General features: G+C 69.7%; 19 protein-coding genes and 2 pseudogenes. 8 read left to right on the plus strand and 13 right to left on the minus strand.

Features of this window, described 5'->3' with window-relative positions:
* Positions 1-49: 49 nt before the first annotated feature.
* From ACIGJO_RS21075 to ACIGJO_RS21110, 8 genes are all read right to left on the minus strand, one after another.
* Positions 50-937 carry a GNAT family N-acetyltransferase gene (locus tag ACIGJO_RS21075; RefSeq protein ID WP_399960167.1) on the minus strand — a complete coding sequence of 296 codons (888 nt, stop codon included), beginning with the start codon at positions 935-937 and terminating at the stop codon, positions 50-52.
* Complete coding sequence (locus tag ACIGJO_RS21080) at positions 934-2,157, minus strand: arginase family protein (RefSeq protein WP_399960170.1); 1,224 nt, start codon at positions 2,155-2,157, stop codon at positions 934-936. The genes ACIGJO_RS21075 and ACIGJO_RS21080 overlap by 4 nt, the downstream gene beginning before the upstream one ends.
* On the minus strand, positions 2,154-3,926 hold the full coding sequence (locus tag ACIGJO_RS21085) for an ABC transporter ATP-binding protein (protein ID WP_399960172.1): 1,773 nt from the start codon (positions 3,924-3,926) through the stop codon (positions 2,154-2,156). The genes ACIGJO_RS21080 and ACIGJO_RS21085 overlap by 4 nt, the downstream gene beginning before the upstream one ends.
* The gene (locus ACIGJO_RS21090; RefSeq protein ID WP_399960174.1) at positions 3,919-5,523 is read right to left on the minus strand and encodes an ABC transporter transmembrane domain-containing protein; all 1,605 of its coding nucleotides are present in this window, start codon (positions 5,521-5,523) and stop codon (positions 3,919-3,921) included. Before ACIGJO_RS21090 ends, ACIGJO_RS21085 begins: the two co-directional genes overlap by 8 nt.
* Complete coding sequence (locus ACIGJO_RS21095) at positions 5,520-6,992, minus strand: hypothetical protein (protein ID WP_399960176.1); 1,473 nt, start codon at positions 6,990-6,992, stop codon at positions 5,520-5,522. The genes ACIGJO_RS21090 and ACIGJO_RS21095 overlap by 4 nt, the downstream gene beginning before the upstream one ends.
* Positions 6,992-8,173 carry a diaminopimelate decarboxylase family protein gene (locus ACIGJO_RS21100; RefSeq protein WP_399960178.1) on the minus strand — a complete coding sequence of 394 codons (1,182 nt, stop codon included), beginning with the start codon at positions 8,171-8,173 and terminating at the stop codon, positions 6,992-6,994. Before ACIGJO_RS21100 ends, ACIGJO_RS21095 begins: the two co-directional genes overlap by 1 nt.
* Positions 8,174-8,240: 67 nt before the next feature.
* Positions 8,241-8,411 (minus strand): hypothetical protein, encoded by a 171-nt coding sequence (locus ACIGJO_RS21105; protein ID WP_266926585.1) that lies wholly within the window; start codon positions 8,409-8,411, stop codon positions 8,241-8,243.
* Between the two features lie 39 nt (positions 8,412-8,450).
* Positions 8,451-9,608: an aKG-HExxH-type peptide beta-hydroxylase gene (locus tag ACIGJO_RS21110; RefSeq protein ID WP_399960181.1), complete on the minus strand. Its 1,158-nt coding sequence runs from the start codon at positions 9,606-9,608 to the stop codon at positions 8,451-8,453.
* A gap of 640 nt (positions 9,609-10,248) precedes the next feature.
* Between ACIGJO_RS21110 and ACIGJO_RS21115 the strand changes: the two genes are divergently transcribed.
* On the plus strand, positions 10,249-10,401 hold the full coding sequence (locus tag ACIGJO_RS21115; protein WP_399960183.1) for a helix-turn-helix domain-containing protein: 153 nt from the start codon (positions 10,249-10,251) through the stop codon (positions 10,399-10,401).
* A 29-nt stretch (positions 10,402-10,430) separates the two neighbouring features.
* Positions 10,431-10,751 (plus strand): annotated as a pseudogene (locus ACIGJO_RS21120) (ankyrin repeat domain-containing protein); the annotation flags it as partial.
* On the opposite strand, the pseudogene ACIGJO_RS21125 reads toward ACIGJO_RS21120, so the two are convergent.
* Positions 10,744-11,314 (minus strand): annotated as a pseudogene (locus ACIGJO_RS21125) (aldehyde dehydrogenase family protein); the annotation flags it as partial. The pseudogenes ACIGJO_RS21120 and ACIGJO_RS21125 overlap by 8 nt on opposite strands.
* Here ACIGJO_RS21125 and ACIGJO_RS21130 point away from each other — a divergent pair.
* Together ACIGJO_RS21130 and ACIGJO_RS21135 are read left to right on the plus strand one after the other, a co-directional pair.
* Positions 11,264-11,686, plus strand: a complete 423-nt coding sequence (locus ACIGJO_RS21130) for a hypothetical protein (RefSeq protein WP_399960185.1) — start codon at positions 11,264-11,266, stop codon at positions 11,684-11,686. The pseudogene ACIGJO_RS21125 and the gene ACIGJO_RS21130 overlap by 51 nt on opposite strands.
* 36 nt (positions 11,687-11,722) lie before the next feature.
* The gene (locus tag ACIGJO_RS21135) at positions 11,723-12,067 is read left to right on the plus strand and encodes a hypothetical protein (protein ID WP_399960278.1); all 345 of its coding nucleotides are present in this window, start codon (positions 11,723-11,725) and stop codon (positions 12,065-12,067) included.
* A 27-nt stretch (positions 12,068-12,094) separates the two neighbouring features.
* Here the strand turns inward: ACIGJO_RS21135 and ACIGJO_RS21140 are convergent, their stop codons facing one another.
* Both ACIGJO_RS21140 and ACIGJO_RS21145 read right to left on the minus strand, forming a co-directional pair.
* A complete protein-coding gene (locus ACIGJO_RS21140; RefSeq protein ID WP_399960187.1) occupies positions 12,095-13,657 on the minus strand; it encodes an ABC transporter ATP-binding protein in 1,563 nt (520 codons plus the stop codon).
* Positions 13,654-15,273 (minus strand): ATP-binding cassette domain-containing protein, encoded by a 1,620-nt coding sequence (locus tag ACIGJO_RS21145; protein WP_399960190.1) that lies wholly within the window; start codon positions 15,271-15,273, stop codon positions 13,654-13,656. Before ACIGJO_RS21145 ends, ACIGJO_RS21140 begins: the two co-directional genes overlap by 4 nt.
* Before the next feature lie 182 nt (positions 15,274-15,455).
* On the opposite strand from ACIGJO_RS21145, the gene ACIGJO_RS21150 reads away from it, so the two are divergent.
* The 4 genes from ACIGJO_RS21150 to ACIGJO_RS21165 are packed head-to-tail and all read left to right on the plus strand — an operon-like array spanning position 15,456 to position 18,584.
* A complete protein-coding gene (locus tag ACIGJO_RS21150; protein ID WP_399960192.1) occupies positions 15,456-15,791 on the plus strand; it encodes a hypothetical protein in 336 nt (111 codons plus the stop codon).
* Complete coding sequence (locus ACIGJO_RS21155; RefSeq protein WP_399960194.1) at positions 15,788-16,480, plus strand: ABC transporter substrate-binding protein; 693 nt, start codon at positions 15,788-15,790, stop codon at positions 16,478-16,480. The genes ACIGJO_RS21150 and ACIGJO_RS21155 overlap by 4 nt, the downstream gene beginning before the upstream one ends.
* Positions 16,477-17,499, plus strand: coding sequence for a FecCD family ABC transporter permease (locus tag ACIGJO_RS21160; RefSeq protein WP_399960196.1), 1,023 nt, complete (start codon positions 16,477-16,479; stop codon positions 17,497-17,499). Before ACIGJO_RS21155 ends, ACIGJO_RS21160 begins: the two co-directional genes overlap by 4 nt.
* Positions 17,496-18,584 carry a FecCD family ABC transporter permease gene (locus ACIGJO_RS21165; protein ID WP_399960198.1) on the plus strand — a complete coding sequence of 363 codons (1,089 nt, stop codon included), beginning with the start codon at positions 17,496-17,498 and terminating at the stop codon, positions 18,582-18,584. Before ACIGJO_RS21160 ends, ACIGJO_RS21165 begins: the two co-directional genes overlap by 4 nt.
* Positions 18,585-18,808: 224 nt before the next feature.
* On the opposite strand, the gene ACIGJO_RS21170 is transcribed toward ACIGJO_RS21165, so the two are convergent.
* Both ACIGJO_RS21170 and ACIGJO_RS21175 read right to left on the minus strand, forming a co-directional pair.
* Positions 18,809-20,740 (minus strand): hypothetical protein, encoded by a 1,932-nt coding sequence (locus ACIGJO_RS21170; RefSeq protein WP_399960200.1) that lies wholly within the window; start codon positions 20,738-20,740, stop codon positions 18,809-18,811.
* Entirely contained in the window at positions 20,737-24,549 is a 3,813-nt protein-coding gene (locus tag ACIGJO_RS21175) for a DUF5682 family protein (protein ID WP_399960202.1), read from the minus strand. Before ACIGJO_RS21175 ends, ACIGJO_RS21170 begins: the two co-directional genes overlap by 4 nt.
* Positions 24,550-24,552: the final 3 nt, after the last annotated feature.

Genomic DNA, 24,552 nt, shown 5'->3' on the forward strand with positions numbered 1-24,552 from the left:
CCTGCAGCACTCCAGCGGACACCACTTCCCCTTTCACACCCCGCCGTCATCAACTCGCCATCACCAACAGCGAGTTGCGGGTCCACGTGTATTCTGCGGCGAATCCCAGGCCGACGAGCTCACTCAGTACGGCATCGGAGGCACCCATGCTTACGGTTGTGAAATGACCCTCGGCGCGCCGCAGCAGGTCCACGACCATCTGTCGGAGCAAACGGGCGTCCGACGGCTCCGTGCAGAGGGTCTCTATCCACAGGTCCTCTGCGTCGTCCGGCCAGACCATGGTAAGAGCCGCTCCGAGGGCCGGGCCGCCACCGGGGCCGAACGCAATGAGGCAGTGATCTCTCCGCAGGTACGGGTGGCGAAGTGCGGAATGCATGGAGATTTCACCGCCGCGCGCAAGGGGTTCCGTCTTCGAAATACGCTTGGACAGGTCCTCGACAAGAAGGGCGTCCTCCGCGCGTATCGTGCGGATCTCGAAGGGGCGCAGCACTGCGACATCACGCTGGACAGCCTTTGCCGAGACCTGCGTAAAGTGCGAGGAGCTGAACCTTCGAGATTCCAGTAGCGAACTCAGTCCGCCCTCTTCCGCGACGGCATCAATCACAATTTCCAGCATGCTTGAGTGACTTCTCGCTGCGGCTTGCTGGATTGCCCAGTCGACGAGTTGCCCGCCAAAGCCTTGACGTCGCCACGGAGGCAGGACCTCGCCGAAACATTCGACGAGCTCGAAGCCGTTTCCCCTGTCGTGCAGGTTGGCCACATAGCCGACGAACTCGCCATCGACCCGAATAAATGCGGCAGAGGAATCTCCCATCGCCCGGGTCACCCGCGACATTCGCATATGGTCGATGCCGTCGACACCGTCACTGCTGTTCCGCTTCAGCGCTTCAGTAAAATCCGGCAGGATCTCCGGTGTGAGTATCTGAACGCTTGTCACAGCGGCTCCTTCCGCGCGGCGGCTATATGGTGCAAGGTCCGCAGGAGAAGCGCGGACGTGGTGACGCCAGGCGCTTCGTCGGCTCCAGGCAGATACTCCACGAAGTCAACGCCGACGACGGGCAGGGCGTCGCAGAGTGCGCTGACGATCGTCTCGGCCTGACGATAGGTGTAGCCGCCCGGCAGTACGGTCCCGGTGGAGGGCATCACTGATGGGTCGAGCACATCCACATCAAATGTCAGATGCCAGACCAGGTCACTGGGCAGTTGACGGACCATGTCGGCCGGATCCGCCGCTACCGCGGTCAGGCCAGGCCACCGCCGCACTTTTTCTGACTCCTGCGGGATATTCTGGGTGAGCTGGCGGATACCGAACTGAGCCACGCATTCCACGGCTGGATTTCCTACGACCCAGTCGAGGAAATTTCCGTGGTGCATTCCGACACGTCGGCCCGTGCGGATCTTTCCGAAGTCGTGGTGTGCATCGAAATGGAGCAACCCGAGTCTCTGATGATGGCGGGTCAGGCCGTCCACCACCCGGAGTGTTATGGAGTGGTCTCCGCCCAGCACGACAGGCACCTTCTTGCTGTGTGCCGTCAATGCGACGATCTCCTCAAGGCCCTCCAGCAGGTCCTCTCCCAGCCCTCCCGGCGCCGCCGACACATCCCCGATGTCCGCTATGCCGACCCCGGCGAGCAGTCGGCTGTCCGTCTCGACGTCGTACACTCCGCGTCGGCCGGCTTCGGCTCGATACACGGTGGTGCTCACGCGGCGCAGTACTTCAGGACCGAAGCGAGCCCCAGGACGATAAGTGACTCCGTGGTCATAGGGCGCCCCGATGACCACGAAATCATCGGTCCCGTTCATCGCGTCGTCGATCTTCACCACGGGCGTGCCGAAGAGGCCGGAGCCACGTCCGGAAGGCGTCGGGTGCAGGACCTCGCGCTCGCAGAGAGCGCCCGCTTCCACCAGCGTGGCGACAGCCTTGTTGACCACTTCCATGCTTCCCGGTGCAGATCGCTCCATACGATCCGCAACGGATGACGCTGTGGCAGGAACGGCAAACTGCATGAGGATGTGCAGCGATGTCCGGCCCAGGGCGATCCTTCGGCCATCCTGCGGCCAGATCAGATCAGCGCCACCCTGAGGGGTGTCCTGCCGGGTCGCACCCGGCGCGATCATGAGGACCGTTCCGGCGTGCCGCCTGCTTGCCGCGGTCATCTCGGCTGCTCCGGTGAGAGGGACGCCGAGCGCCAGGAATTCCACAAACGTGTGTAAGCGCCCTCCGAGGAGAGGAGGTCCGCATGACTTCCCTGCTCGACGATCTTGCCGCCCTCCATGACAACGACCTGGTCGCTGTTCTGTGCAGCCCACAGGTCGTGGGCGATCTGGATGACGGTGGTGTCCTGCAGGACGGTGGGAAGGAGTGTCGCGAACCGCTTCGACTCCTCCTCGGACAGACCAGCGGTGGCCTCGTCCAGAATGAGGACCCTCGGCTTCATCAGGACCAGCCGAGCCAGGGAGAGCTGGCGTGCCTGAGCGGGAGTGAGGGTATGTGCGTCTGCTCCCAATGTGGTCCGCAGGACATCGCTCATGGACTTGACCCAGCCGTCGGCTCCCACAGCCTCCAGCGCGTGCCAGATGGCGGCCTCGGAAGCGTCGGCCCGAACCAGGGTCAGGTTGTCGGCGACCGTGCCCCCGAAGACGTGGTCCTCCTGCGTCATCAGGACGATGTCCAGGCGGCTGTCGTCGGAACGACCGGGGTCCGCCACGCGGATGCTCCCGGACGCGGGGGTGAGGATGCCGGCCAGGAGTAGGGCCAGCGTGGTCTTGCCCGCCCCCGATGCGCCCACCACACAGACCCGTTCACCGGTGTGCACCGTGAGGTCGATGTCGTGCAGCACGCTCGTGCCGTCGACGTAGCCGAAGGAGAGCCGCTGAACACTCAACGCTTCCTGCTGCCTCAGTGGAGCGTGCTCCTTCGGGACAGCGCGCTGAGCGGCAACAGGGTCCGTGGCAACGCCAAGGATCCGGGCGAGCGCCGCCCTGGCCGGCTGTGCCTCACCGAACCAGTAGATGAGGTCGTCCAGCGGGGACAGGATCGCCCGCATGTACAGCGCGATAGCCGCGACTTGCCCCACGTCGGCGCTGCCGTCACGTACCAGCCATGCACCCCAGCCCACCACGACAAGCAGTGGGAGATGGTATCCGACCTGGATCACGGGGAAGGCGCGCTGTTCGAGCCGGATCGGCTCGCTCGCCGTCTCGACCGCTCGCGCGACAGCGCGTGAGGCGGAAGTCTTCCGGACCGCCTCCAGCCCCAGCGTCTCGACGACCTCGTGGCCACGTACGGACTCAGTGACCTGACTCGATACCGCCGCACGCGCCTCGAGCTCGTCGCCGTACGCCTTCTCCGCACGGCGGACGTACCACCGGGTCGCGAGAATGATGGGGGGAAATCCGACGAGGCATCCCAGGGCGAGCAGAGGGTTGATGACAAAGGCGCAGCCAAGGGTCATGGCCGTCGTCACCGAGCCCACGATGGTCTCCGGGAGACCGGTGCGCGTCACTTCCTGCAACGCGTCCATGTCGGAGGTGGACCGGGACAGGATCTCGCCCGCGTCCGCTCTTTCCACATGGCGCAGCGGCATGGCGAGCAGGCCGGTCAGGAACTGCATGCGGAGAATGGAGAAGACGCGCTCACCCAGAATGAATGACCACTTCGCCGCGGTGAATTCCAGCACTGCTCCGACGAGCAGCGCCACCGCGATCACAGAGGCCGACTGGAGAAGTGAGAGCTGTTGGTGGGACGAGACTCTGTCGATGATCTCGCCGAGCACCAGAGGGGGAATGAGCCCGCAGGCTGTTGCCGCCGCGTGGACGGCAACGATCGCGGTCAGCCGTCCCCTGAATCGGGTGAGCAGATCGCGGACCCTGCGTCCGACGCTGTGGGCGTCGGCTACCGGCAGGGTGTGGGTGAGGTCAGACACAGGTTCCCTCCTGGGTACGGAGCACCTGGTCGGCCACGGCACGGAATGCCCCGCTGCGGGATATCACCAGGGTGGTGCGTCCTTGGCGATGCTCGGCGATACGTCGGGCGACTTCGACCTCGGTCACCGCGTCGAGAGCTGTTGTCGGCTCGACGAGCACGAGTATCGAGGGCTCGCCGAGGAGCGAACGTGCCAGCACCAGCCGCTGCCGTTGTCCGCCTGACACACTGCGCCCGTCGGCGTCGATGTGCGTGTGCAGTCCTTCGGGGAGCCGGTCGATCACATCGGTGGCGCCGGCTGCCCACAGCGCCGCCTGGAGGGCTTCGTCATCATGTCGGCCGGTGGGGTCCAGGACCTGGAGGGCGCTACCGGAGAGCATCGTTGTGCGCGAACCGTGGTATCGCACGGTATCCCGCAGCGCATTGAGGTCGTAGTCCCGCAGAGGACGTCCACCGAGGAGAACCGGTACGTCCGCGTCCTGCGCCAACCCGGCGAGCCGGCGGCCCAGTTCCTCCGTATCGGCATCGGGTACCAGCACGCTCAGCTTGCCGGCGGGCACGCGCACCCCCGTCACCTGGTCGAGGAGGTCCGCATCCGTCGGAATGGGGCTGAGCCGGCCGGGCCAGTCGTCTTCCGGGATGTCGAGAATCTCCACGATGTTCTTTGCGGCGACCCGCGCGCTGCTGCGCAGACCGCTGTAGCCGGCCGCGGTGGAGACGGGCAGAACCAGATAGGCCGAAGCAGCGTAGAAGGTGACCAGGTCGGTGGCCGCGATGGCGCCGGACGCCGCGAGGTGACCTCCGAGTGCCACAACACCGGTGAGAAGGATGCCGGGCAGCAGATTGCCCGAGACAAACAGAAGCGCCTCGGTCTGAGCGACCCTCACCCCGGCCCGCTCGGTGTCCAGCGACGCCTTCTCGAACCGTGACCGCATGACGTTCTGCGCGCCGAGGCCGCGCAGGATGCGCAGCCCCAGGGCGATGTCCGAGCTCAGCTCGGCCACTTTGCCCAGCAGTTCGCGATGCCTTTCCTGTCGTTCCTCAAGAGGCTCCGCGATCTTTGTCGTGAGCCACATGAAGGTCGGCACGCCCACGAGGATGAGCAGGGTCACCCAGGGGGAGATCCACAGCAAGTACGCGGAGACGACAGCCATGCCGATGATCGAGGCAACGAGCTTGATCCGCGCGATGGGGAAGCTGGTCACTCGCTCGACGTCGTAGGAAACGACCGTGGCGACCTGTGCCTGGTGTGCGGATGCCGCCACTTCGCGTGGGGCTCGCGCCGCTTTCTCAGCGATCGAGGTACGCACCTGTGCCGCGTTGCGCACCTTGATCCGTGAAGCGATGACATTCCGGGTGACGTTGGTGATGATTCCGACGGCGAGAACTGCGCCCAGTCCCATCACCGTTGCGGCCAGCTGTCCCGGACCCGCGTCCAGTGCGGCGCTCAGTGATGCTCCGACGAGCAGAGGTACGGTCGCTTCCGCTGCCGCCCCCGCGAGTGCTAGCGCCGTGAAGAATGCGAGGGGCCTGCGCTCTCTGCGGCTGAGTTCGCGGACAAGATTGCTGAGCGGATTCTGAGAGATTTTGCTGCTCATTTCCATTTTACCGCGTCCATATTGTAAGTTTCACGCAACTTGGCTATCGATGGGTAGGAGGCGATTTCGCTGAGAATTTCACAGAAGTGGTCCAGGGACGGACCGCCAAGTGCGCCCGCGGCAACCTTGAACAGAGCATTTCCTTCGGTCTTGCGCGGCACGATGAGATCGAATCTCGTGGTTCTAAATCCAAAGCTGTTTCCGTAAACAATGTTGAGACGGCGCTGCTCGATCTCTTTCCGAACTACAGCCAGCAGCACGGCATGGTTGTCCAGGGTATTCTCACGCAGCTCACACACGATGAAGGGAGCGTTGGCACGGCTGGACCCTTCGGACAGCGAGGGATGTGCGAAGGACCGGAACAGGCCGTCCGTACAGGTGGCCAAGCGTTCTGCCAGCCATGCGTTGTTGAGGAACAGGCGGCCGCTGTGTATCTGCGTCCACCGCTCATCGAGCAGGAAAGGTGCGTCGAGCGCGGCAACGGCAGCGGCTGACGGACAGGCCCCGGTGATACCTCTTGCCGCCTTGACCGTTTCCTCGACATGCTGCACGGTCAGGGCAGGATTCATAGCCTGATCGTGCTGGAAGATATCCACCACGCCAAGGTTCGATATCTCCATGCCTTGCTGATCGAGTTTCAGACCGGAGCGCACTTCCACCACCAGCGGGGCACCGGCCGGAGATACCAGCGCATCGAGGAATGCGGCAGTCGGCCAGGCCGGCGAGGCAAGCGTGGTGTCGAGGATGATGATGGGCGCACGTGCGGGTCCACGGCGCCATCCGTTCACCAATTGGCTCACATTGAGGGCATCAAGTGACCAGTTGTACCGAATCGGCTCGATCAGAAGAACGTCGGCAGCCTCCGGGCCGGACCACGCCATGGGGAGATCGTGAGGAGCGAGCTTACGCGTCCGCACGGTTGCACCGGAAAGGTATTGCAGAAGCCCACCGGTCTCGAAGTAGTCACCCCAGAAATCTATATGCATCGGACGCTTTTCCGATGGGCTCAGCATATAGGTGAGACTCTGGATCAGATTTGTTATCGCGGCCATTCCACTGCTGAACGCGACCGTTCTGCGGTGCCATCCGCTGGGTGGCACACGGCCGCTGTCGGCCAGCTTCCGTTCGAGTGCGTCAACGGGAAGGCTTCGCTCGTAGCCGAGCTGGAGCCTTTCTCCGCCCGGGAGCGTGCGATGCGTTGCGAGATCCGGCGACCGCTCGAACTGCTCTTCCATTCGGTGCCCACGCCGAAGGAGCAGCGTTCGCGCACGGGCAGCTTCCTGGACCAGGTGCCGTTCGGCCGAAAGATCATCTTGGTTCTTGAGGTCGATTTGGGTGACTGACTTTGCAAGTGAGGCCCATTGAGCAGAGTCGTCACCCCCCTGATCTGCAGCCAGGCCGGCCATTTCGGCAAGCAGATCACGTTCCAGGGAGAGTTTCCCCGAGCCGGTTCCCGCAACAGCGATCATCAGACTCTCTCGATCTGTCCTGACTGGAGGATGTATTCCTGCGGCAGGGGCAACCGGTTGAAGTTTCGCGAATTTGTCATGGTGTAGGCACCAGACGTTGTGATCACGATTCGCTCACCTGGATTCATCTCGGGCAGGGGAAGGGGATGCCTGTGGCCGAGCGAATCTGCACCGAAGAAATCGTGCTCGTACAAGGTGTCACCGGCAAGCAGCGTGGGACGCAACGACTCGTCCTCGCGGCGCGGGGACAATGGAATGAACTGAGGCTTGTGCCACGGCGAGAAATTCCATGCCGAAGAATCCACGGTCAGCACGTCGGCCTGGAAGAAGGGATGCCCGTACTCAGCAGACCGGACCGTCGTCACGAGGTAACCATGGAACGAGAGAATTGCCGCACCGGGCTCGACCAGAATGCGGATATTCCGACCCGTCTTCCGCGTAAAATTCTCCAGGTCGACGGCCACTGAATCCCAGGCCCGCTGAGCCTGCTCGCGATCTGAGTAGAGCGCGAAGAAGCCGCCGCCGAGATCGATCTCTTCAATGCTCTTATACGCTTCGGCGACAGCGAGCAGGTATCGCACTTTATAAATGACGTGCTGCGGGGACATCTGACCTGTATGCGTGTGCAATCGAGTCAGGCGGCACCCCGTGCGGTCAAGGACTTCCTGGATGCGAGGGTCGTTCGCAAGTACGCCGAACCGGCTGCCGGAGCCGAACGTGGCGATATTGTGCAACGACTTGGGAAGAGGAACTCTCAATCGCAGACCAACAGACTTCCCCGGCCGACTGGTGCAGATCTCATTGAACTGCTCCATGGAAGTTGCATCGACCATTACCTGGTGCTTGTCGAGCAGAGGGAGCTGCTCGGGCGAAAATGACGGACCGGTGGCGGTGATGCGTCGAAAACCGGCTCCTACTGCCAGTTCCAGCTCCCCCACGGAGGCGACGTCCGCTCCCAGGCCCAGGCCGGCAAGGAACGACAGGACACGCGGGGTGTGGCATGCCTTGAGCGCCAGGTTCACCTCGGCGCCCTCTACGCGAGCCAGATCTTCCTTGAGGATCTCGACCGACCGCTGCAGATTATCGAAATCGTATACCAGAGCAGGAGAGGGCAATTCCCCCAAATGCTCGAGCAGCCCCTCGCTCGGCGGGGTGACAAGTGGCGCTGGCGCGGAAAGCATCTACTGTCCTCCAAAAGGGTAAAGAATGGGCCCGGTCACGATGGATACGTGACCGGGCCCGTTCTCATTAGTTGCCGGCTGCGCGTGTACCCATCGCGCCCACCAGGTCAATGCGAATCTCGCGGGCATCGATCTGGATGACATCGGTGGAGCCCTGAGCGCTTTCCTCTGCAACGTCCACATCGAACGATGCGAAGAGGTCCGACAGGTTCGACTCGAGCTCAGTGATGTTGCTCATGACTTACCCTTCCCTTTTCTCCCCCGCGGCTCGGGGAGTTCAGTTGTCTGCCGCAGTCTTGGGTTTGGCGAACGCGTCCGCATGCGAGCTCAGAATCGTTCCGTCAGGGAGACGGAACTTTCCGATTTCACAGAGTGCGTGGCTCAGCCATTCAACGAACCGGTACCCGTCGGGTCCCCATTCGTCACGGATCGGGCCGGTGCTGAATTCTCGGTCGAAGTGCGCAGCACGGGCCCAGGAAAGAACGAGGTTGTCAGCTGCCAGCGCAGCATCGCTGTCGCTGTTCGACGTCGCCAGCATCCCTAGGTAGAGAAGGGACTGGTGAGCGTACACATGAAAAGCGGCGAAGGAACGGTCTGCACTGAAGCGACGAATTCGATCGCTGCCGAAGGACCATGGGACAGCGATTGTGGCGCTCTCCGAATCAATATAATCCGGGCGGAGCAGTGAGCGGATCACGCTGATGTCACTGAGCTTCTGATGCAGACATTCATGGATCAGGAGCTCGGCGGCCACCTCATCCCGATCGAATGTCTGCTCAGCAACAAAGATAAAGAGGGGCGCCGAAATAGTGTAACCACTATAGGGCTGCGCTGCCTGATAGAGAACGACATGGTGTACGGAGCTGAAGAGTTCACGTGCCAACCGGGGCAGACTTCGTTGCGCCAGTGCGATGGCTCGGGTGCGGGCTGCTGCGATGCGGTCCGTAACCGGCCGCAGTGTGATCTCGACATTTTTACCATTGATTATTGCGGTGTCACTGAATCGCTTCAGAAAGAGGCGACCGAGCCAGTGTTCCGTACCACCGTGCGGAAAAGCGGGCTCGCTGAACCGGCCGCTTGAGTACGTATCGCGTGCAACCCAAGGATCGGCAATGGCACGAGTGCGCAGCGCGAGGTGCTCAGTCAGGACTCCGCGCGCCTGATCGGGCTCTCCAGCCATGAGATGATGCAGAGCCTCGTCAATAGCGAAACGTCGTAGGCTTTCCAGTTGAGGAAACGATTCTTCACTCAATGAGTCAGGGTCGAACCCACAGGCCTGTTCGCACGCCCAGGCCGCTCCCCGATAATAGGCGACTACGGTATCAGAGATGTTGGCCGCATCTCCGAAAATTCCCGTAGTGAGGTATTCCTCGGTCGATGCGGTCAGCTCTGCAGCCCTTTCACACAAAGCGACCTGCACGGTTTTACTACTCATACGGAAACCTCCAGCAAGCCGCGATCACGCAAGACCTGCAACCGATCTTTCACTATCTGCCGGGCTCGGTCGGATGTGTTCGCGTTACCGAGAGCAGCGACCTTTGCGATGATGTCGGCTTCCGTGCGGTTTTCGCAGAGCTCCAGCACGTACCAAGTGAGTCGATCGAGTACCGTAATTCGCACTGGGCTCACGAAGAAGACGAATGCCGCAGACAAGTCGGAGAAGGGCTCTACCCTCCACCCTTCTGTGCGAGTCAGTATCATTTCCCCCCCGGGTTCCTCTTGCTGACGCGTTCTCTCGAGGCAAGATCAGATCGAAGACAATCATCGATTGATGGATGCGTCAACGGTTTTGAGTCAGCGCGCCCGATGGCATATCGGACGTTTCGTGTCTGACCGTGCGAGATTCCCCCGAGAGGCCAAGGCCGGCGAAAAGAGGAACAGATGATTCCTGTGCGAGGACTTCGGCTATGGCCCGTACTGAACTTGATCGGGTGATGTCGGGCTGTTCGCCGGACGGCGTGCGGGTGGCTTCGGTAGTCCTGGTGAGGTGAGATATCCGCAGGGTGGTGGCTTGACCGACGATGAGAGGGCCGCACGGGAGCAGGTCCGGCTCCAGGCCGTGTCTCGCTTCGCGGATGGGAAAGGAACTGGGGATCGCTGCCGCGTTGCGTGTCTCGGAGCGGTCGGTGGAACGCTGGCGGCGCCAGTGGCGTGAGGTCGGCCACGCTGGGCTGGCCTCTCAGAGGTCATCTCATTTGGCTGCCGACAGTGGGAAATATCGCTGGTAGGGGCGTCTCGATCGCTGTTGAATGCCCCGATGAGCGACTACTGGACACCAGCCCATCATGCGGTTGAGCACGAGGATGCGGAAACCCTGGCCCGCCTGCTCGCCAACGGAGCCGATCCTGATGAGGTCTTCAGCAGCATGACGCTGCTGACTCACGCGATCGATACCGAGGGGGATGGCGCCCTCCAGAGTGGCCAGCCGTTGACGGTGCACACCACTGCCGTGCTGCTGGCGTTCGGTGCGGATCCTGAACTCGCAGACCCAGACGGTCGTACCCCCTTGGGGATCGCCACCTACTACGCGCATGACCTGGCGGTTCAGCTGCTGCGCACCCACATCAGCCGTCGGAGCGGCCGATCCGGAACGCGGCGGCGCATTCCGTCAGCGCGGCCACGAGCCGGTCGCGGCTTCCTCCCCCACGGGCACGGCCCCTCGGAGATCGCGTGCGGCGCTCTCCGGGGGATCCGTATCCGGCGCCGATAAGCGCGTCGACGGCCTGCGCATCGACGGCTTGGTCCAGTTCGGCGTCCGGCATCACGATCATGTGGTTCCCGGCCCGCCGAAGCACTGGGCGCGCTCGCCGTGCGCGGCCCCGGTGGCGTAGACGTGTGCGGCGATGGGGTGGTGCCGACGAAACCGAGCGCGCCGTCCCTGGGGTTCTCCAGGAGGGTGTTCCCCACCTTCCGTGAATTCGCCCCTGCGCAGATGCGGAAATGCCTGCGGCGAACTCGACTTCCCCCAGGCTTCGTTGGAGGTCTCCGCATGCTTCGGCGGCGGTCACTCCGTGTTCCGAGGACAGCATGCGCGCCAGGGATTCCGTTTCATCTCCCCACGATTTGCGGGAAGCGTGACAGGAAACGGGCGTGCCGCTGCCGATCAACCCGCCCCTGCGCGAAGGATGCCTGCTCCGGCACGCGGTGGTGTCGAGCATGGACGAGCACGCGCGGTTCGACGGAATGGTTCCGGAGGCCGAGGCAGTGGGCTGCACTCCTTCACGCCCGTCGCGCGGGAGGTCCCTCGGCCGGGCAGGACTGCGGACGAGGGACATCGGCGCCGTGACCGTCACCAACTGCCCCCGGCCGTCGGGCGCGTTCACGGTGGGTCCGGCCGGGGCGAAGACCCTGTCGTACTCGCTCGGGGTGCCGTCGTCGGGCGTGCATCACCTGGCCGGGCACATCGCCGCCGACACCCTGGAGCACGGTCCGCCGCCCGACGCCTGCATGGTCCTGATCGCCTCGGGCGGACACACCTCGCCGCTGCTCGTAGGGACTTGGCCGGGGTCCTGATCGTGTGCCTGGGCGACACCATCGGCGACGCGGCCACTGTCCGGACCGTCGGAATCGCGCCACGCCTTCTCCTTCTCCGGGCCGAAGACCTCCGCCGTCCGGTCCGCCGAGCGGCCCCGGCCGCAGAGCGCGGAGCTGCCGCTCGCGGATGGGGCCTCCTCGCTCCGGGAGGCGGTGGCCGATGCACTGACGCGCATGGCGGTGGCCGCCTGTCGTGAGCGCGGTGTACGGACGCTGGTCCCGGTGTGCGGAGTGGCCGCCGACTCCTGTGTGTACGGGGCCCCGCGGAGGGACCTGCCCGGCCGCCGAAGTCGTGCTGCGGGTCCGGCGGCCGGCCGTTCGGCCGCGAGGCCGTGCGGTGGACGCGGCGCCGCGCGGTGACCGCAGCGCCGCGCGGTGCGCGTGAGATCAGCTTTCCGGGTCGGTGATGCGACCGTCGACGAGACTGACGGTCCGGTCCGGACGCCAGCGTTCGGGGTCGTGGTGGGTGACCACGACTCGCGTGCACTGGAGAGCGTTGACCGTGGCCGTGACATGGGCACTGGTGGCGGGGTCGAGAGCGGCGGTCGGTTCGTCGAGGAGCAGGACGGGGGCGTTCCTGAGCAGGGCGCGGGCGAGGGCGACGCGCTGGCGTTCACCGCCGGAGAGCGCGGTTCCGCGGGCTCCGACCTGGAGGTCCAGGCCGTCCGGATGGGTGTCGAGCAGAGAGCTGAGGCCCGCGCGCAGCGCCGCGGTGTCGGCGTCCGGGTCGCCGACACGGATGTTGTCGGCGACCGTCCCGTCGAAGAGCGTGGGTTCCTGGGGCAGGACGGCGAAGCGGCGGAGCCGGTCCGCCGTGGAGAGGTGGCGCAGATCGGTGCCGCCCAGGGTGACGCGTCCGCTGTCCGGGTCCTCGCCGCGCAGCAGGAGCTGCAGCAGGGTGGACTTGCCGCTGCCGGTCGGGCCGGTGATCACGGTGGTCGATCCGGCGGGCATGGTCAGGGACACCTCGCGCAGTGCCGGGGCGAACGCGACGCGGTCGATGCCGAGGCCGGTGTCGTCGGGCAGCGGGCGCGGGTGCGGCGATTCGGGCAGCGGGGGCACGGTCACGAGCGAGGCGTAACGGTCGATCCCGGCACGGGTGTCGCCGAGGGTCACTCCGAGGAGCGCGAGTTCGTCGACCGGGGCGGCGGCGCGCAGGGTCAGCAGGAGCACGGCGAACGCTGTGGGGGCAGAGGTGTCGAGCGCGACGCAGAGGGCGAGCATCCCGACCATGGGCAGGGCCGTGGCCAGTGCCGAGACGAAGGTCACCGGGGCGCTGACGGCGTTGAGCCGTCGCAGTGCGGCGTACTCGCGGTCCCAGGCGTCCGTGAGCCGGCTGACCGCTCCGGCGGTTCCGGCCACGCTGCGGTAGAGCTCCTGGTGCTCGGAGAATTCCAGCAGCGCCTCGGTCGAGGCCGCGCGGGCGGTCCGGCGGTGCGCGTCCGTGCGGGCGAGGGCCCGTTGGGCGAAGGTCTGTGCCGTGCCCGAGACCGCGAGGAGGCCGAGCAGCACGGCGGCGTGGGTCCCGCCGACGACGATGCCGAGGCCGAGGCCGACGAGCGGCGGGGTCAGTGTGCCGCGGACGAGGAGTTCCACGAGGTGCGCGGGAATGCCCATCAGCCGGGGCACGCCCTCGCCCGCGATCCGGTTGGCGAGCGCCCGGTGATCATGGGTGAACCAGCCCAGCGGCAGCCGGACCAGGGCACGGCCGAGCCGACGGTACAGATCGGTGGCGAGGGCGGCCCCGGCGAGGTAGCCGCCTCGGGATACCAGCACGGTGGCGGCGAGCACGAGGATCACGGTGCCCACCGCCCAGCCCAGGGGAGTTCCGCGTACGACGGTGGCCGCGAGCAGCGCGGCCGCGGTGGCTTCGAGGGCGGTGGCGCAGATCCAGGCGAGTGCCACGACGCGTACGCGCCGCACGGCCGCGGCGCCGAGTGCGGTCCTCACGCGACCACCTCCCCGTGCTCCAGGACGATGCGGTGGTCGGCCCGTGCCGCGAGGGCGTGGTCGTGGGTGGCCAGCACGATGGTGCGGCCGGGGAGGGCGAGCAGGGTGTTCATGACGGCCTCCGCCGTGTCGGGATCGAGGGCGCTGGTGGGTTCGTCGAGCACGAGCACCGGGGCCTCGGTGAGCAACGCGCGGGCGAGGGCGAGGCGTTGGCGCTCCCCGCCGGACAGCGGTCCGGCCGGGACGTCGAGCGGGACGTCCAGGGACGCGGCCGCCAGGGCCGCTCGCAGTTCCGGATCGGTGGCGTGGGGGTGGGCGAGCAACAGATTCTCGCGGACGCTCCGGGGAAGGACTCCGGGCGACTGGGGAACGGTGGCTACGCGACGTGCCATCGATTCCAGCGGCAGGTCCCGGTAGGACGTGTCCCCGAGGCCGATCGTGCCGTCGTCGGGGTCGGTGCCCCGGCCGAGCAGGCGCAGCAGGGTGGTCTTGCCGGAACCGCTGGGACCGGTCACCGCGGTGACCGCGTTCGGTGTGATGGCCAGGTTCAGCGGGCCGACGAGCCGCCGTCCGGCCTCCCGTACGGTGACCGCTTCGAGGACGGGTGCCCGCTTCGGGTTCCCGGCCGCATGGGTGGCACCGGCGGTTTCGTCCTGGGCTGCCGGCCCGTCCCCCGAGGGACCGGGATGCAGCAGGGGTTCGGTGAGCAGGGTGCCGATGCGCCGGGCCGCGTCCCGGGCGGCGCCGAGGTAGTCCAGGCCGTGGCCGAGGCGCAGGACCGGCGCGAGGGCGGCGAGGGCGAAGACGCAGACGGCGGTGAGCTGCCAGGCCGGCATCCGGTGGCCGACGCAGAATGCCGCGGCCAGGGTCACGCTCGGCTGGAGCAGCGCGGTGGCCACCGCCGCCGGGGTCGCGACCCGTCCGACCCAGGTCCGGAACCCGTGCCCGAACTCCCGGGTCGCGGTGGCGTAGCGGGCCGAGGCGCCGGACTCGTCGCCGTGGACCTGGGTGATCACCGCGCCGCGGACCATGTCGTCGACGGCGGTGACGATGCGTCCGACGGTCCGGCCCCGGTCCGCCGCGAAGAGCCGTGACTGCCTCGGGATGACCACCAGGCGGAACACGGCCGCCAGGGCGGCGGGTACGAGCGCGACGAGTCCGGGCGGACCCGCGTATCCGGCCAGCAGGACGAGCGCGGCGAGCGGGGCGATCAGCACGGCCGCGATCTCGCCGGGCAGATGGGCCACCGCGTGGTGCAGTGCCGAGACGTCGTCGTCGAGCCGGGTGCGCAGGCCCTGGGCGCCGAGCCGGGCCAGTGCGGGCGTGGGCAGCCGGGAGACATGGGCCGCCAGGGTGCGGCGGAGCCGGTGTTCGAACTCCGCCTCCGCACCGTGCGCCAGCCAGGACGACAGGGAGTTCAGGGCCCCCGCCACGACGAGGGCCAGGGCGCTCCACCACACCCATCGGGGGTCCGGGGCGCGGACGAACTCGACGACTGCGGCCAGGAGCGCGACTCCCGCACCGGCGGCGAGCGCCGCGCAGCCGATCCCTGCGACGAGACGTACGGCCGAGCCGTGCAGCGCCCGTCCGACACCGGACCTCGAAGAAGTAAGCATTGCCTTACCGTACATGTAAAAATATCCGCAGACTAAGGCTAGGCTTACTTGATGCCGGGCCTGGTCATGAGCGCTGACGCATGACAGCGCCGCCGCATCACCGCCGCCGGCTCCTCCTACCGCCGCACCGGCGATCCGCACACCCTTTTGACGCGGACACACCCCCTGCGAAAGCGAGAACCATGTCCCGCCCCTTCCGCCCGTGGACACCGCTGCTCGGTGCTCTGCTCGCCGCCACCATCGCCCTGAGCGGCTGCTCCGCCAGGAGCACGGAGAGTTCCGCCGCCCCGGACGCCGCGAGCAGGCCGAGCAAGGGCTTCCCCGCCACCTTCACCAACGCCTGGGGAACGGCCACCGTCCCGGCCGCTCCCCGGCGCGTCGTCACCCTCGGCTACGCGGACACCGCCGTCGCGGGCGCCCTCTGCGCGCACATCGTCGGCGCGCGAGCTACGGCAGCCTCAGCGGGGAGACGAAGGACGAGAACCTCCCCTACACCGAGCCGCTCGACGACTCGGTGACCTGGTTCGACCCGATGAACATCAACACCGAGCGGATAGCGGGACTCAGGCCGGATCTCATCCTGGCGAGTACCGCGTTCACCCTCGACGAGCCCACCTACAAGCGCCTGTCCACCGTGGCGCCCGTCGTCACCTACGAGAAGCGGCTCTACGGAGCGGACGCCACCGAGGAGGCCCTGCGGATCGGGCGGGCCCTCGGCAACGAGCAGGGTGCGCGGAAGGTCCTCGACACCGCCGACCGGGCGGTGGAGAAGCTCAAGGCCGACCTGCCCGGCCTGGCCGGAAAGACGTACCTGTACGGCCAGGCCCGTGACGGGTTCACCGTGATGATCACCGAGGAGACCAACGCCACCGCCCGGTTCATGAACCGGCTCGGCCTGACCCCGCTGCCCGCCGTCGCGAACCTGGACGGGAAGGGCTCCGTACCGGGCGCCGTCGACGTCAGCCATGAACGGGCCGCCCTGTACGACCGCGCCGATGTGCTCTTCATGACCTACCAGAGCGGCGCGCTCCAGGAGAAGTTCGAGTCGGACCCCATCGTGTCCGGGCTCCGGATCGTCAAGTCCGACCGGTACCTGCCGCTCGGAGTCGAGGCGGCGACCGCGCTCCAGTCCCCGAACGCCGCCGCCGTGCCCTGGCTCATCGGCGAACTCCGCGCCACCCTCGCCACCGCCGCCTCCGCTCGATGACGGCTTCCACCCCGCCCGCGCCCCGGCCCCGCTCCCGCGTCCTCGCGTTCGCCGGGGCCGGGTGCGCCGTCCTGCTGCTCGTCGCCGCCGCCAGTGTCGCGCTCGGCTCACGGACCGTCGGAGTCCATCAGATCGTCCAGGGGCTCGCCCACACCGGACCGGCGGACATCGTCACCCTGGTCCGGGAGGTCCGGGTGCCGCGTACGGCGGCGGGTCTCGTCGCCGGGGCCGCGCTCGGCGCCGCGGGCATCCTGATCCAGGCCGTGACCCGCAACCCGCTCGGCGACCCCGGGCTGCTCGGTGTCAGCAGTGGTTCCGGCTTCGCCGTCACCCTCACCGTCGCCCTCACCGGGTCCACCGGCGTCACCGTCACCCTCTGGTCCGCCTTCGCGGGGGCAGCCGCCGTAACCCTGCTGATCGTCGTCGTCGCAGCGGCCACCGACAACCGCCACCCCGGCCAACTCGTCCTCGTCGGGGTCGCGCTCGGCGCCGTCCTCTCGGGAATCCAGGCCTCCCTGACCCTGCTCGACCCCCGCACTCTCGACACCATGCGCGCCTGGAGCGCCGGCACCCTCACCGGGATCCCGCCCGGCACGACCGCGTTCCTCGCGCTCTTCGTCGCCGCCGGCCTGATCGCGGCTCTGACCGTCGCCAGGGGCCTGGACATGGCGGCGATGGGCGAGGACCTGGCGGAGGGCCTCGGCACCCGCACCCACCTCACCCGGGCCGTCGCCATCGCCGCGATCACCCTGCTCGCCGGCTCGGCGACCGCACTGGCCGGCCCCCTGTCGTTCCTCGGACTGATGGTCCCCCATCTGCTGCGGCCCCTGATCGGCCCCGGCACCCGGCGCCTGCTGCTGGGTTCGCTGATCGCCGGTCCCGTACTGCTGCTGACCGCCGACGTGGCCGCCCGGCTCGTCACCCGGCCGGGCGAACTCCCCGTCGGAGTCGTCACCGCCTTCCTCGGGGCACCGCTGCTCCTCCTGCTGCTCCACTCCCGGAAGGGGCGGATCCGGTGACCGGCCCCCCAACCTCCGCGCCCACGACCGCTGTCCCCGGCCCCCGTCGCTCCCAGGACAGGCCCAGGCCCAGGCCCAGACACCGACACCGGCACCGGCACCGGGCGACCACCACACTGACGCTGACACTGCTGGGGGCGGCCGTACTCATCGCCTCCCTGTCAGCGGGCGACATCACCGTCCCCGTATCCGATGTCCTCCACGCCCTCGCCGGGCGGGGGGATCCGCTGACCACCACGGTCGTCCTCACCTGGCGCCTGCCGCGCGCCCTCCTCGCACTGGCCCTCGGGGCAGCCCTGGGGCTGTCCGGGGCGATCTTCCAGACCCTGACCCGCAACCCGCTCGGCAGCCCCGACGTGATCGGGTTCAACACCGGCGCCTCGACCGGTGCCCTGGCCGTGCTCCTCACGGGCGCCGGCGGTTACACCCGGACCGCACTCGGCGCTCTCATCGGCGGGTTCGCCACGGCGGCCCTGGTGTACGCGCTCGGCGGCAGGCGCTCCACGGCCACCACCCGGTTCGTCGTCACCGGCATTGCCGTGAGCGCGATCCTCACCTCGGTCAACACCTGGCTGATGTACGGCGCCGACACGGCCGTGGCTGCCCGTGCGGCCCAGTGGACCGCGGGCAGTCTCGACGCGCTCGGCTGGGAACACGCCGTCCCCGCCCTGATGGCCCTCGCGCCGCTCGCCCTGGTCACCCCGTTCCTCGTCCGCACCCTGCGGGTCCTCGAACTCGGCGACGACGTGGCCACCGCGCTCGGTGCGCGGGTCGTGCGGGGGCGGCTGCTCCTCGTGACGGTGGGTGTGGCGCTCACCGCCGTCGCCACCTCGGTCGCCGGACCCCTCGCGTTCGTGGCCCTGGCGGCACCGCAGATCGCCCGGCTTCTGTACCGCCGCACCCCGGGCATCAGTCTGCCCGGTGCCGCCCTGGCCGGTGCCGTCCTGCTCGCCGGGGCCGACTGGGCCGCCGCGCACGCCTTCGCCCCGGTCCAGCTCCCGACCGGAGTCGTCACCGTCAGCGCCGGAGGCGCGTATCTGCTCTGGCTGCTGCTCGGTTCCCGGCGCGGAGGCCGCAAAAGGTGAGACGCGGGGCGCGGCCGGGCGAGCGGCGCCCGGTGGCGGCCCTCGGAAGGGCCGTCGCACCGTCCAGCGCCGCATGCGGCACCCCGGACTGCCACCGCTCGTGCGGCACCAGAAGGCCGCAGCAACTGGCGCTTCACGACCGGGATCAGGGGCGGGAAGTCCTCCCTCGCCCACGCGACACCGTCCTACGAGGCGTACACGGGGATCACCGGACCGAGCAGCGCCTATCGGGACTGCGTCGAGGGGTACGACGGACAGGACGGGAACCGGGCCCGGGCCCACCGGTGCTGAGCGGTTCGCGTCACGGCCGGTCCCGGCTCATGGTCCGGGTCGGACGGCGCCTCGGCCGGGCCCTCGTGCGCCGGGTCCCAGGCTGCCACGCAGAGGGCTTCGGCCACGGCGGCCGTGTAGCGGGCGGCGGCCAGCCAGTAGGTGGCGAAGCCGTCGGTGTCGGCGGGGAGGAGACGGCCGAAGAGGTCGCGCTCGCGTTGGGCCGCCGAGGCGCACAGGGCGGTGAGGAGTCCGGCGGCCGTGGGGAGGCCCGCGCGGCGGATACGACGGGTCTCGGCGGTGACGTCGCCGAGCATGCCGAGGGCTGCGCGGCCCGCCGCAACCGTCTGCTCGACCCGGCGCTCCAGGAGATACAGGGGCGAGTGCGCGCCGGACTCTCCGGGCTGCGACGGGGCGGTGTGCACGGGGGCAGCCGGGTCCGGGAGGTCGGCGCGGCGCAGGCGGTCGAGGCCGAGGTCGATCCTGCCCTCGCCGGTGGGGTGCGAGCAGGCGAGGAGGGTGAGCCGGGGGTGGAGGGCGGGCACCAGACGGCCGATGATCCTCAGTCGTGTCCCCGGCGCCGTGGCCAGCAGCATCAGGTTGTCGCGGTGGGCCAGTGCGGGGTCGTCGTCGGCGACGGTGAGCCGGACGGGAATGCCTCCCTCGCACAGCGCGAGCAGGCAGGTGCCGCCCGGCTCCCGTACCGCGCCGAGCAGTTCGACGTCCAGGAAGAGCAGATCGCTGCCGCCGCCGTCCGGGTCCGCGTAGCGGGAGGTGGACCGCAGGGCGCGGGCGGACTGTTCGGACAGCGGCGTCTCCCACAGAGCCGCGAGCGGCGGCTCCGTCCACGCCGCGCCCCCGGCGGTGACGGCCTTGACGCCCTTCCCGGCGCCCAGTCTGCCGTCCGGCGAGACCGTCGCCCCCGAGACCGCGAGGCCGGCCCGGCCCAGCTCCCGGTGGGTGAGCGCGCTGTCCCCCAGACGCACGGCCCGGTCGGCCACGCCCAGGGCGCGGCCGACGCCGCCGGGTGCCACATCGCCGACCGTGCAGAGGCGGCCGTCGGATCCGGCGACCCAGGTTCGGACGCCGCCGTGCCCCGAGTCGGTGACCACGGGTTCGGTGAACAGGCCGTACAGCCGCAGCGAGCCGTCCGGGCTGTACGGGCGGCGCACGCGGCCTCTGACGGCGGCCAGCTCCGCCCCGGACGCCGTCCCCACCCGGTGTGCGGTGCCCAGGAGTTCGGCCAGGGCCGTGACGAGGTCGGCGGTGCGGTACGACGGGTCCCCGGCGCGGGCCGCGCGCAGCAGTGTGACAACGGACAGCGCGGCGCCCGCGGCGCGGGGCAGGTGCCGGATCCGGGCGGTGTGCGCGGCGCGGAGGAGCGCCGACTGGGTGACGGCGCCGGCCCCGTCGACGCCGGCCTCCAGCACGGCGGCGCCCGCCGACCACAGGGCGTCGGCCGCGGCACGCTGGTCCGGGCCCGCCACCTCGGGCGAGGAGTCGGCGGTGGGGGCGGGGTCCGTTCCGGAGGCGGGTTCGGGGAAGGGTTCGGATACCGCCCGGGTGGGCCGGTCAGCGAGCTCCGGCGGCGCAGGGTCCGCCGTGGGAGCGGCACAGGCGGCGGCCGCGCGGTGGACGCAAGCCGGGGCGAGGAGGCAACCGCAGGTGATGGCGTCCGCCGTCGCCACCACGCCGCCCGGGGCGTGCAGGCGCAACTCGGTCTCGTCGTCGACCGCGATCGTCAGCGTGTCCCCGTCGCGGTGCGTCGGGCGGGCGCCGAGCTTGGTGACCGCCGCGTCCAGCCGCTTGCGCAGCCGGGGCGAGAGGTCCTCCACGAGCGTGGCCGTGACCTCCGGCGCGACGGGTGGCAACTGGGCGGCGTTCATGCGGTCTTCTCCCCTATCCAGCGGGCCAGTTCGAGTGGGCTGAGGGCCGCCACGGGCATCCCGGCGGCCACGAGCTGCCCGGCGACGCCCGTCGAGTAGCGGGGCCGGCCGGCGTCGTCGAGGCTCGCGCACCCCAGGACGTGGCAGCCGGTGGTCACCAGAGCCCGCACCTCGGCCAGCAGTCCGCCGAGCGGAGCGCCCTCCTCGAAGTCGCTGATGACGACGACGAGGGTGCGGGCGGGCACCGCGATCAGGCTGCGGGCGTGCCGCAGCCCGGCGGCGATGTGCGTGCCCCCGCCCACGCTCACCTCCAGCAGGAGGGAAAGGGGATCGTGCACATGGCCGGTGAGGTCGACGACATCCGTGGAGAAAGCCAGGAAATGGGTGCTCAGGGTTGGCACCCCGGCGAGCACGGAGGCGGTCAGCGCGGACCAGATCGTGGACGCCTCCATGGATCCGGAGACGTCGGTGACCAGGATCAGGCGCCAGTCGGCCGACCGGCGGCCGCGACTGCGGAACACCGGCTTCTCGGGGATCACCCGGACCGTTCCGTCGGCCGTCCGGCGGGCGGTGGCCAGGTTGGCGCGCAGCGTGCGCGGCAGGTCCAGCCGGCCGCCGGGCCGGCGGGTGGGCCGGGCGAGCATCGTGCCGGTGAGGGCGGGGCGCAGCCGGGTGGCGAGCTGCCGGGTCAGTTCGTCGACCAGGTGGCGGACCAGGGGCCGGAGCGCCGCGAGACGGGCTTCGGGGAGGCCGCCGGCGTACCGGAGGATCGTCCGGAGCAGGTCCACGGAGGGGGTGACGGCCGCCGGATCGAGTTCGGCGAGGACGTCCTGGCGCCCTGTCACGGCTGCGGCGGCGAGGACCTCCTCGCGGACTCCGGGGCCGAACAGCGCGGCCAGCTCCTCGGACCACTCGCGGACCCCGGGGAACGACGGTTCACGGCCACCGCGCGGTCCGGTGCCGTCACCGTGGCCGGTGCCGGGCAGGCCGCCGCGGGACCCCTCGCCGTGTCCCGCGCCGTAGAGCTCGTCCAGAGCGGTCGCCAGGCGGGCGGCGCCGGACGGCAGTTGGTCGGGACGCCGGCCGAGCACGAGCCGCCACCGGTCGGCGGGCGCGAGGGTCCGGGCGGGAGCGGCCCCGGTGAAGGTGGTGGCCGGAGCAGCCCCGGTGAAGGTGGTGGCCGGAGCGGCCCCGGCGGTGTCGGCGTCGGTGTCGGGTATGACGGTGGAGCACGTTACAGCGGGGCGGCCGGACGGCGACGGGAAGCCGTCGTCGTGGGCGGGTGGCGGGACGGGCAGGCCGAGGCCGGCCAGGAGCTCGCGGGCCGCGAGGTCGGCGGCCGTTCGGCGGGCCAGCTCGGCCGGACCGTCCGCGTCGAGGGTGTCCACCCGTTCGCCCAGCCGCTCCCCGACGGTGTCCAGCAGCCGGTCCCGGGCCGCCGGGCTCAGGGTGTCGAATCCGCCGCGCAGGGCCGGCAGCCGGGACAGGAACGCGGTGTCGTCCAGCTCGACGACCCGGTGCAGCAAAGGGTCCAGGGCCCCGGTGCCGACGGTCAGGAGCGGGCCCGCCACCGTCAGGACGCCGGTGAGGCGGGCGGTGAGCGCGGCCCGGGAGGTGCTGCCCACGGCTCCGTCCACCCAGGAGGCGACGCGCCCGCCGAAGGTCTCGGCCTCTTCGTGGCCCGTGAGCACCCTGACTGCCCCGGCGGCCGCGGCGATCAACGGGCTGCCGTCGGCGGCCAGCCGGGCGAGGGCGTCGGTGAGCCGGATGCCGCCGACCCGGTCGGCCCGCTGGGACAGTTCGAGCAGGGCCCTGGCGTCCTCGGGCTCCTCGGAGCCGGTCAGGCCGTCGACCTGGCGGACCGCGGCCGAGGTCAGGAGTTCGGCCGCGCGCGCGGTGCGGGCGGCACGGACGGAGACGATGGCGTCCGGGGCCGAGGGGCCGTCGGGCGCGGCCAGGCCCGGCAGCTGGCCGGCGTCGATGCGATCCAGCAGGTCGAGCCCGGCGAGGAGTTCGGGAAGGGTACCGCTCGCGGGGAGTACGGCCGCCAGTTCCGTCAGGCGTTCGTCGGCCAGGGCGGGAAGCCCGCATTCGGCTGCCTCACCGAGGCCGCGGACGACCTGTGCGGCCGTCGGGCCGCCCTCGGCGCGCTCGGCCGCGTGCCGCTGGCGCAGCACGCCCTCGGCCGCCTGGGCCGGGGTGACGCCGCGGGCACCGGCCGCGGTGAGCATCGCGGCCGTCGCCGGGGTCCACCGCACCTGCCAGCGCGTCGTGAGTCCTTCCGTGCCCGCCGCGCCGGTCACCCCCTGCTCCTGCGCGTAAGGGATGCCGCACACCGTCAGCCTGCGCAGCAGCAGTTCACGGCGCCGGTCCAGGGTGGAGCGCGCCGGGTCGAGCCGAAGGTCGCGCGGTGCCTTCTCGTGCGCGTCGTCCGGGCCGGGGAGGGAGAGGGCCGCGGTCTCGGCCTCGACGGCGGGGCCCAGTCCGCCGCGCGGAGCGGCGGGCGCGGGCCGTCCGGTGCGGGCTCCGACGAGTACGCGTTCGAGGGCCCGGGCGACGGCGCGGCCCGTGCCGTAGGTCTCGCCGCGCCCCAGCACCGTCTGTACGGCTTCCAGGAGTTCACCGCGGCCGGGGGCGGGCAGGTCGCGCAGGCGGGCCAGGTCACCGGCCACCCGGACGACCTCACGGCCGTCCGCCGGGCCGTAGGGGTGGCCCTGTTCGCGCAGGTCGGCGCAGACGCGGACCGCGGTGCGGATCAGCGCCTCGTGCAGCGCGGCCGGGTCCCCGGCGGCGTCCAGGACGGTGTGCTGCCACTCCGGGTCCCGGATGCCGGCCGGGTAGCCGGACCGTGAGTCGAGCAGCGGGTACGTGTACGGGACCAGGGAGACTGTGCACGCCGCCGGCCCGGCAGCGCCGCTCACATGGCCGTCCGCGTCCGGTGCGGGGTCCTCGCCGGCCCCTGCGGCGGACGGCAGCAGCGCCGGGGTGTGGAAGGCCCCCACCACCACGGCGGGCCGCCGCCCGCTCGCCAGGGCCTCGGCGACATGTCGGCGCATGCATGCCTCGCGCACCACGTCCGTGCCGTGCACCCCGCCCTGTGCCTCGGCCTCGTAGCGCAGTGCCCAGCCGGTGAGCAGGGCGGCACGGCGGAGGGCCTCGGGTGTCGAACCGGGCGCCAGGGCCTCCACCAGCCGGTCCCACAGGTCGTCGCCGTCCCGGCCTGTGAGACGGGACCGGAGCGCGGCGGACAGCCCGTGCCCCTCCCCCGGCACGGGTGCGGAGCCGGTGCCCGGGACAGGGGCGGGAATCTCCCGGCCGCCCCCCGCCCAGGCCCGGTCGGCCAGCGGCAGATCGCAGGCCACGGCCGGGACCCCGTTCCGTGCCGCCCAGCGCAGAGCGACCAGTTCGGGCGAGAAGTCCGCGAACGGGTAGAAGGCCGGCCCCCGTTCGCCCGCGGAGCCGGGTCCGGGCCCGTCGGCGGGCACGGCGGCCAGCGCCACCGGGGCCTCGGTCTCCTCGTGGGCGAGCCAGCCCAGCCAGGGCTGGAACTCGGCGGGCAGTTCGACGAGGAGGACGTCGGGCGCCGCCGCGTCCAGCAGTGCCGGGAGGGCGGCCGCCAGCGAGGGCGCGTGGTGGCGCACCCCGATCAGGAACGGCAGCCCGGGTCCGGTCGCCGCGAGGGCGGCTACCGCCGCTTCCCCGGCGCGGGGCCCGGCGGCCGGGCCCCGCTCCGGGGAAGCGGCCGGCGCGCCGGCGGTGGGCGGCACCTCGGCGGTGTACCGCGTCCGGGGGGTGGTCGACTCGCTCATCCG

Source organism: Streptomyces sp. NPDC079020, assembly GCF_044542225.1.
GTDB lineage: Bacteria > Actinomycetota > Actinomycetes > Streptomycetales > Streptomycetaceae > Streptomyces.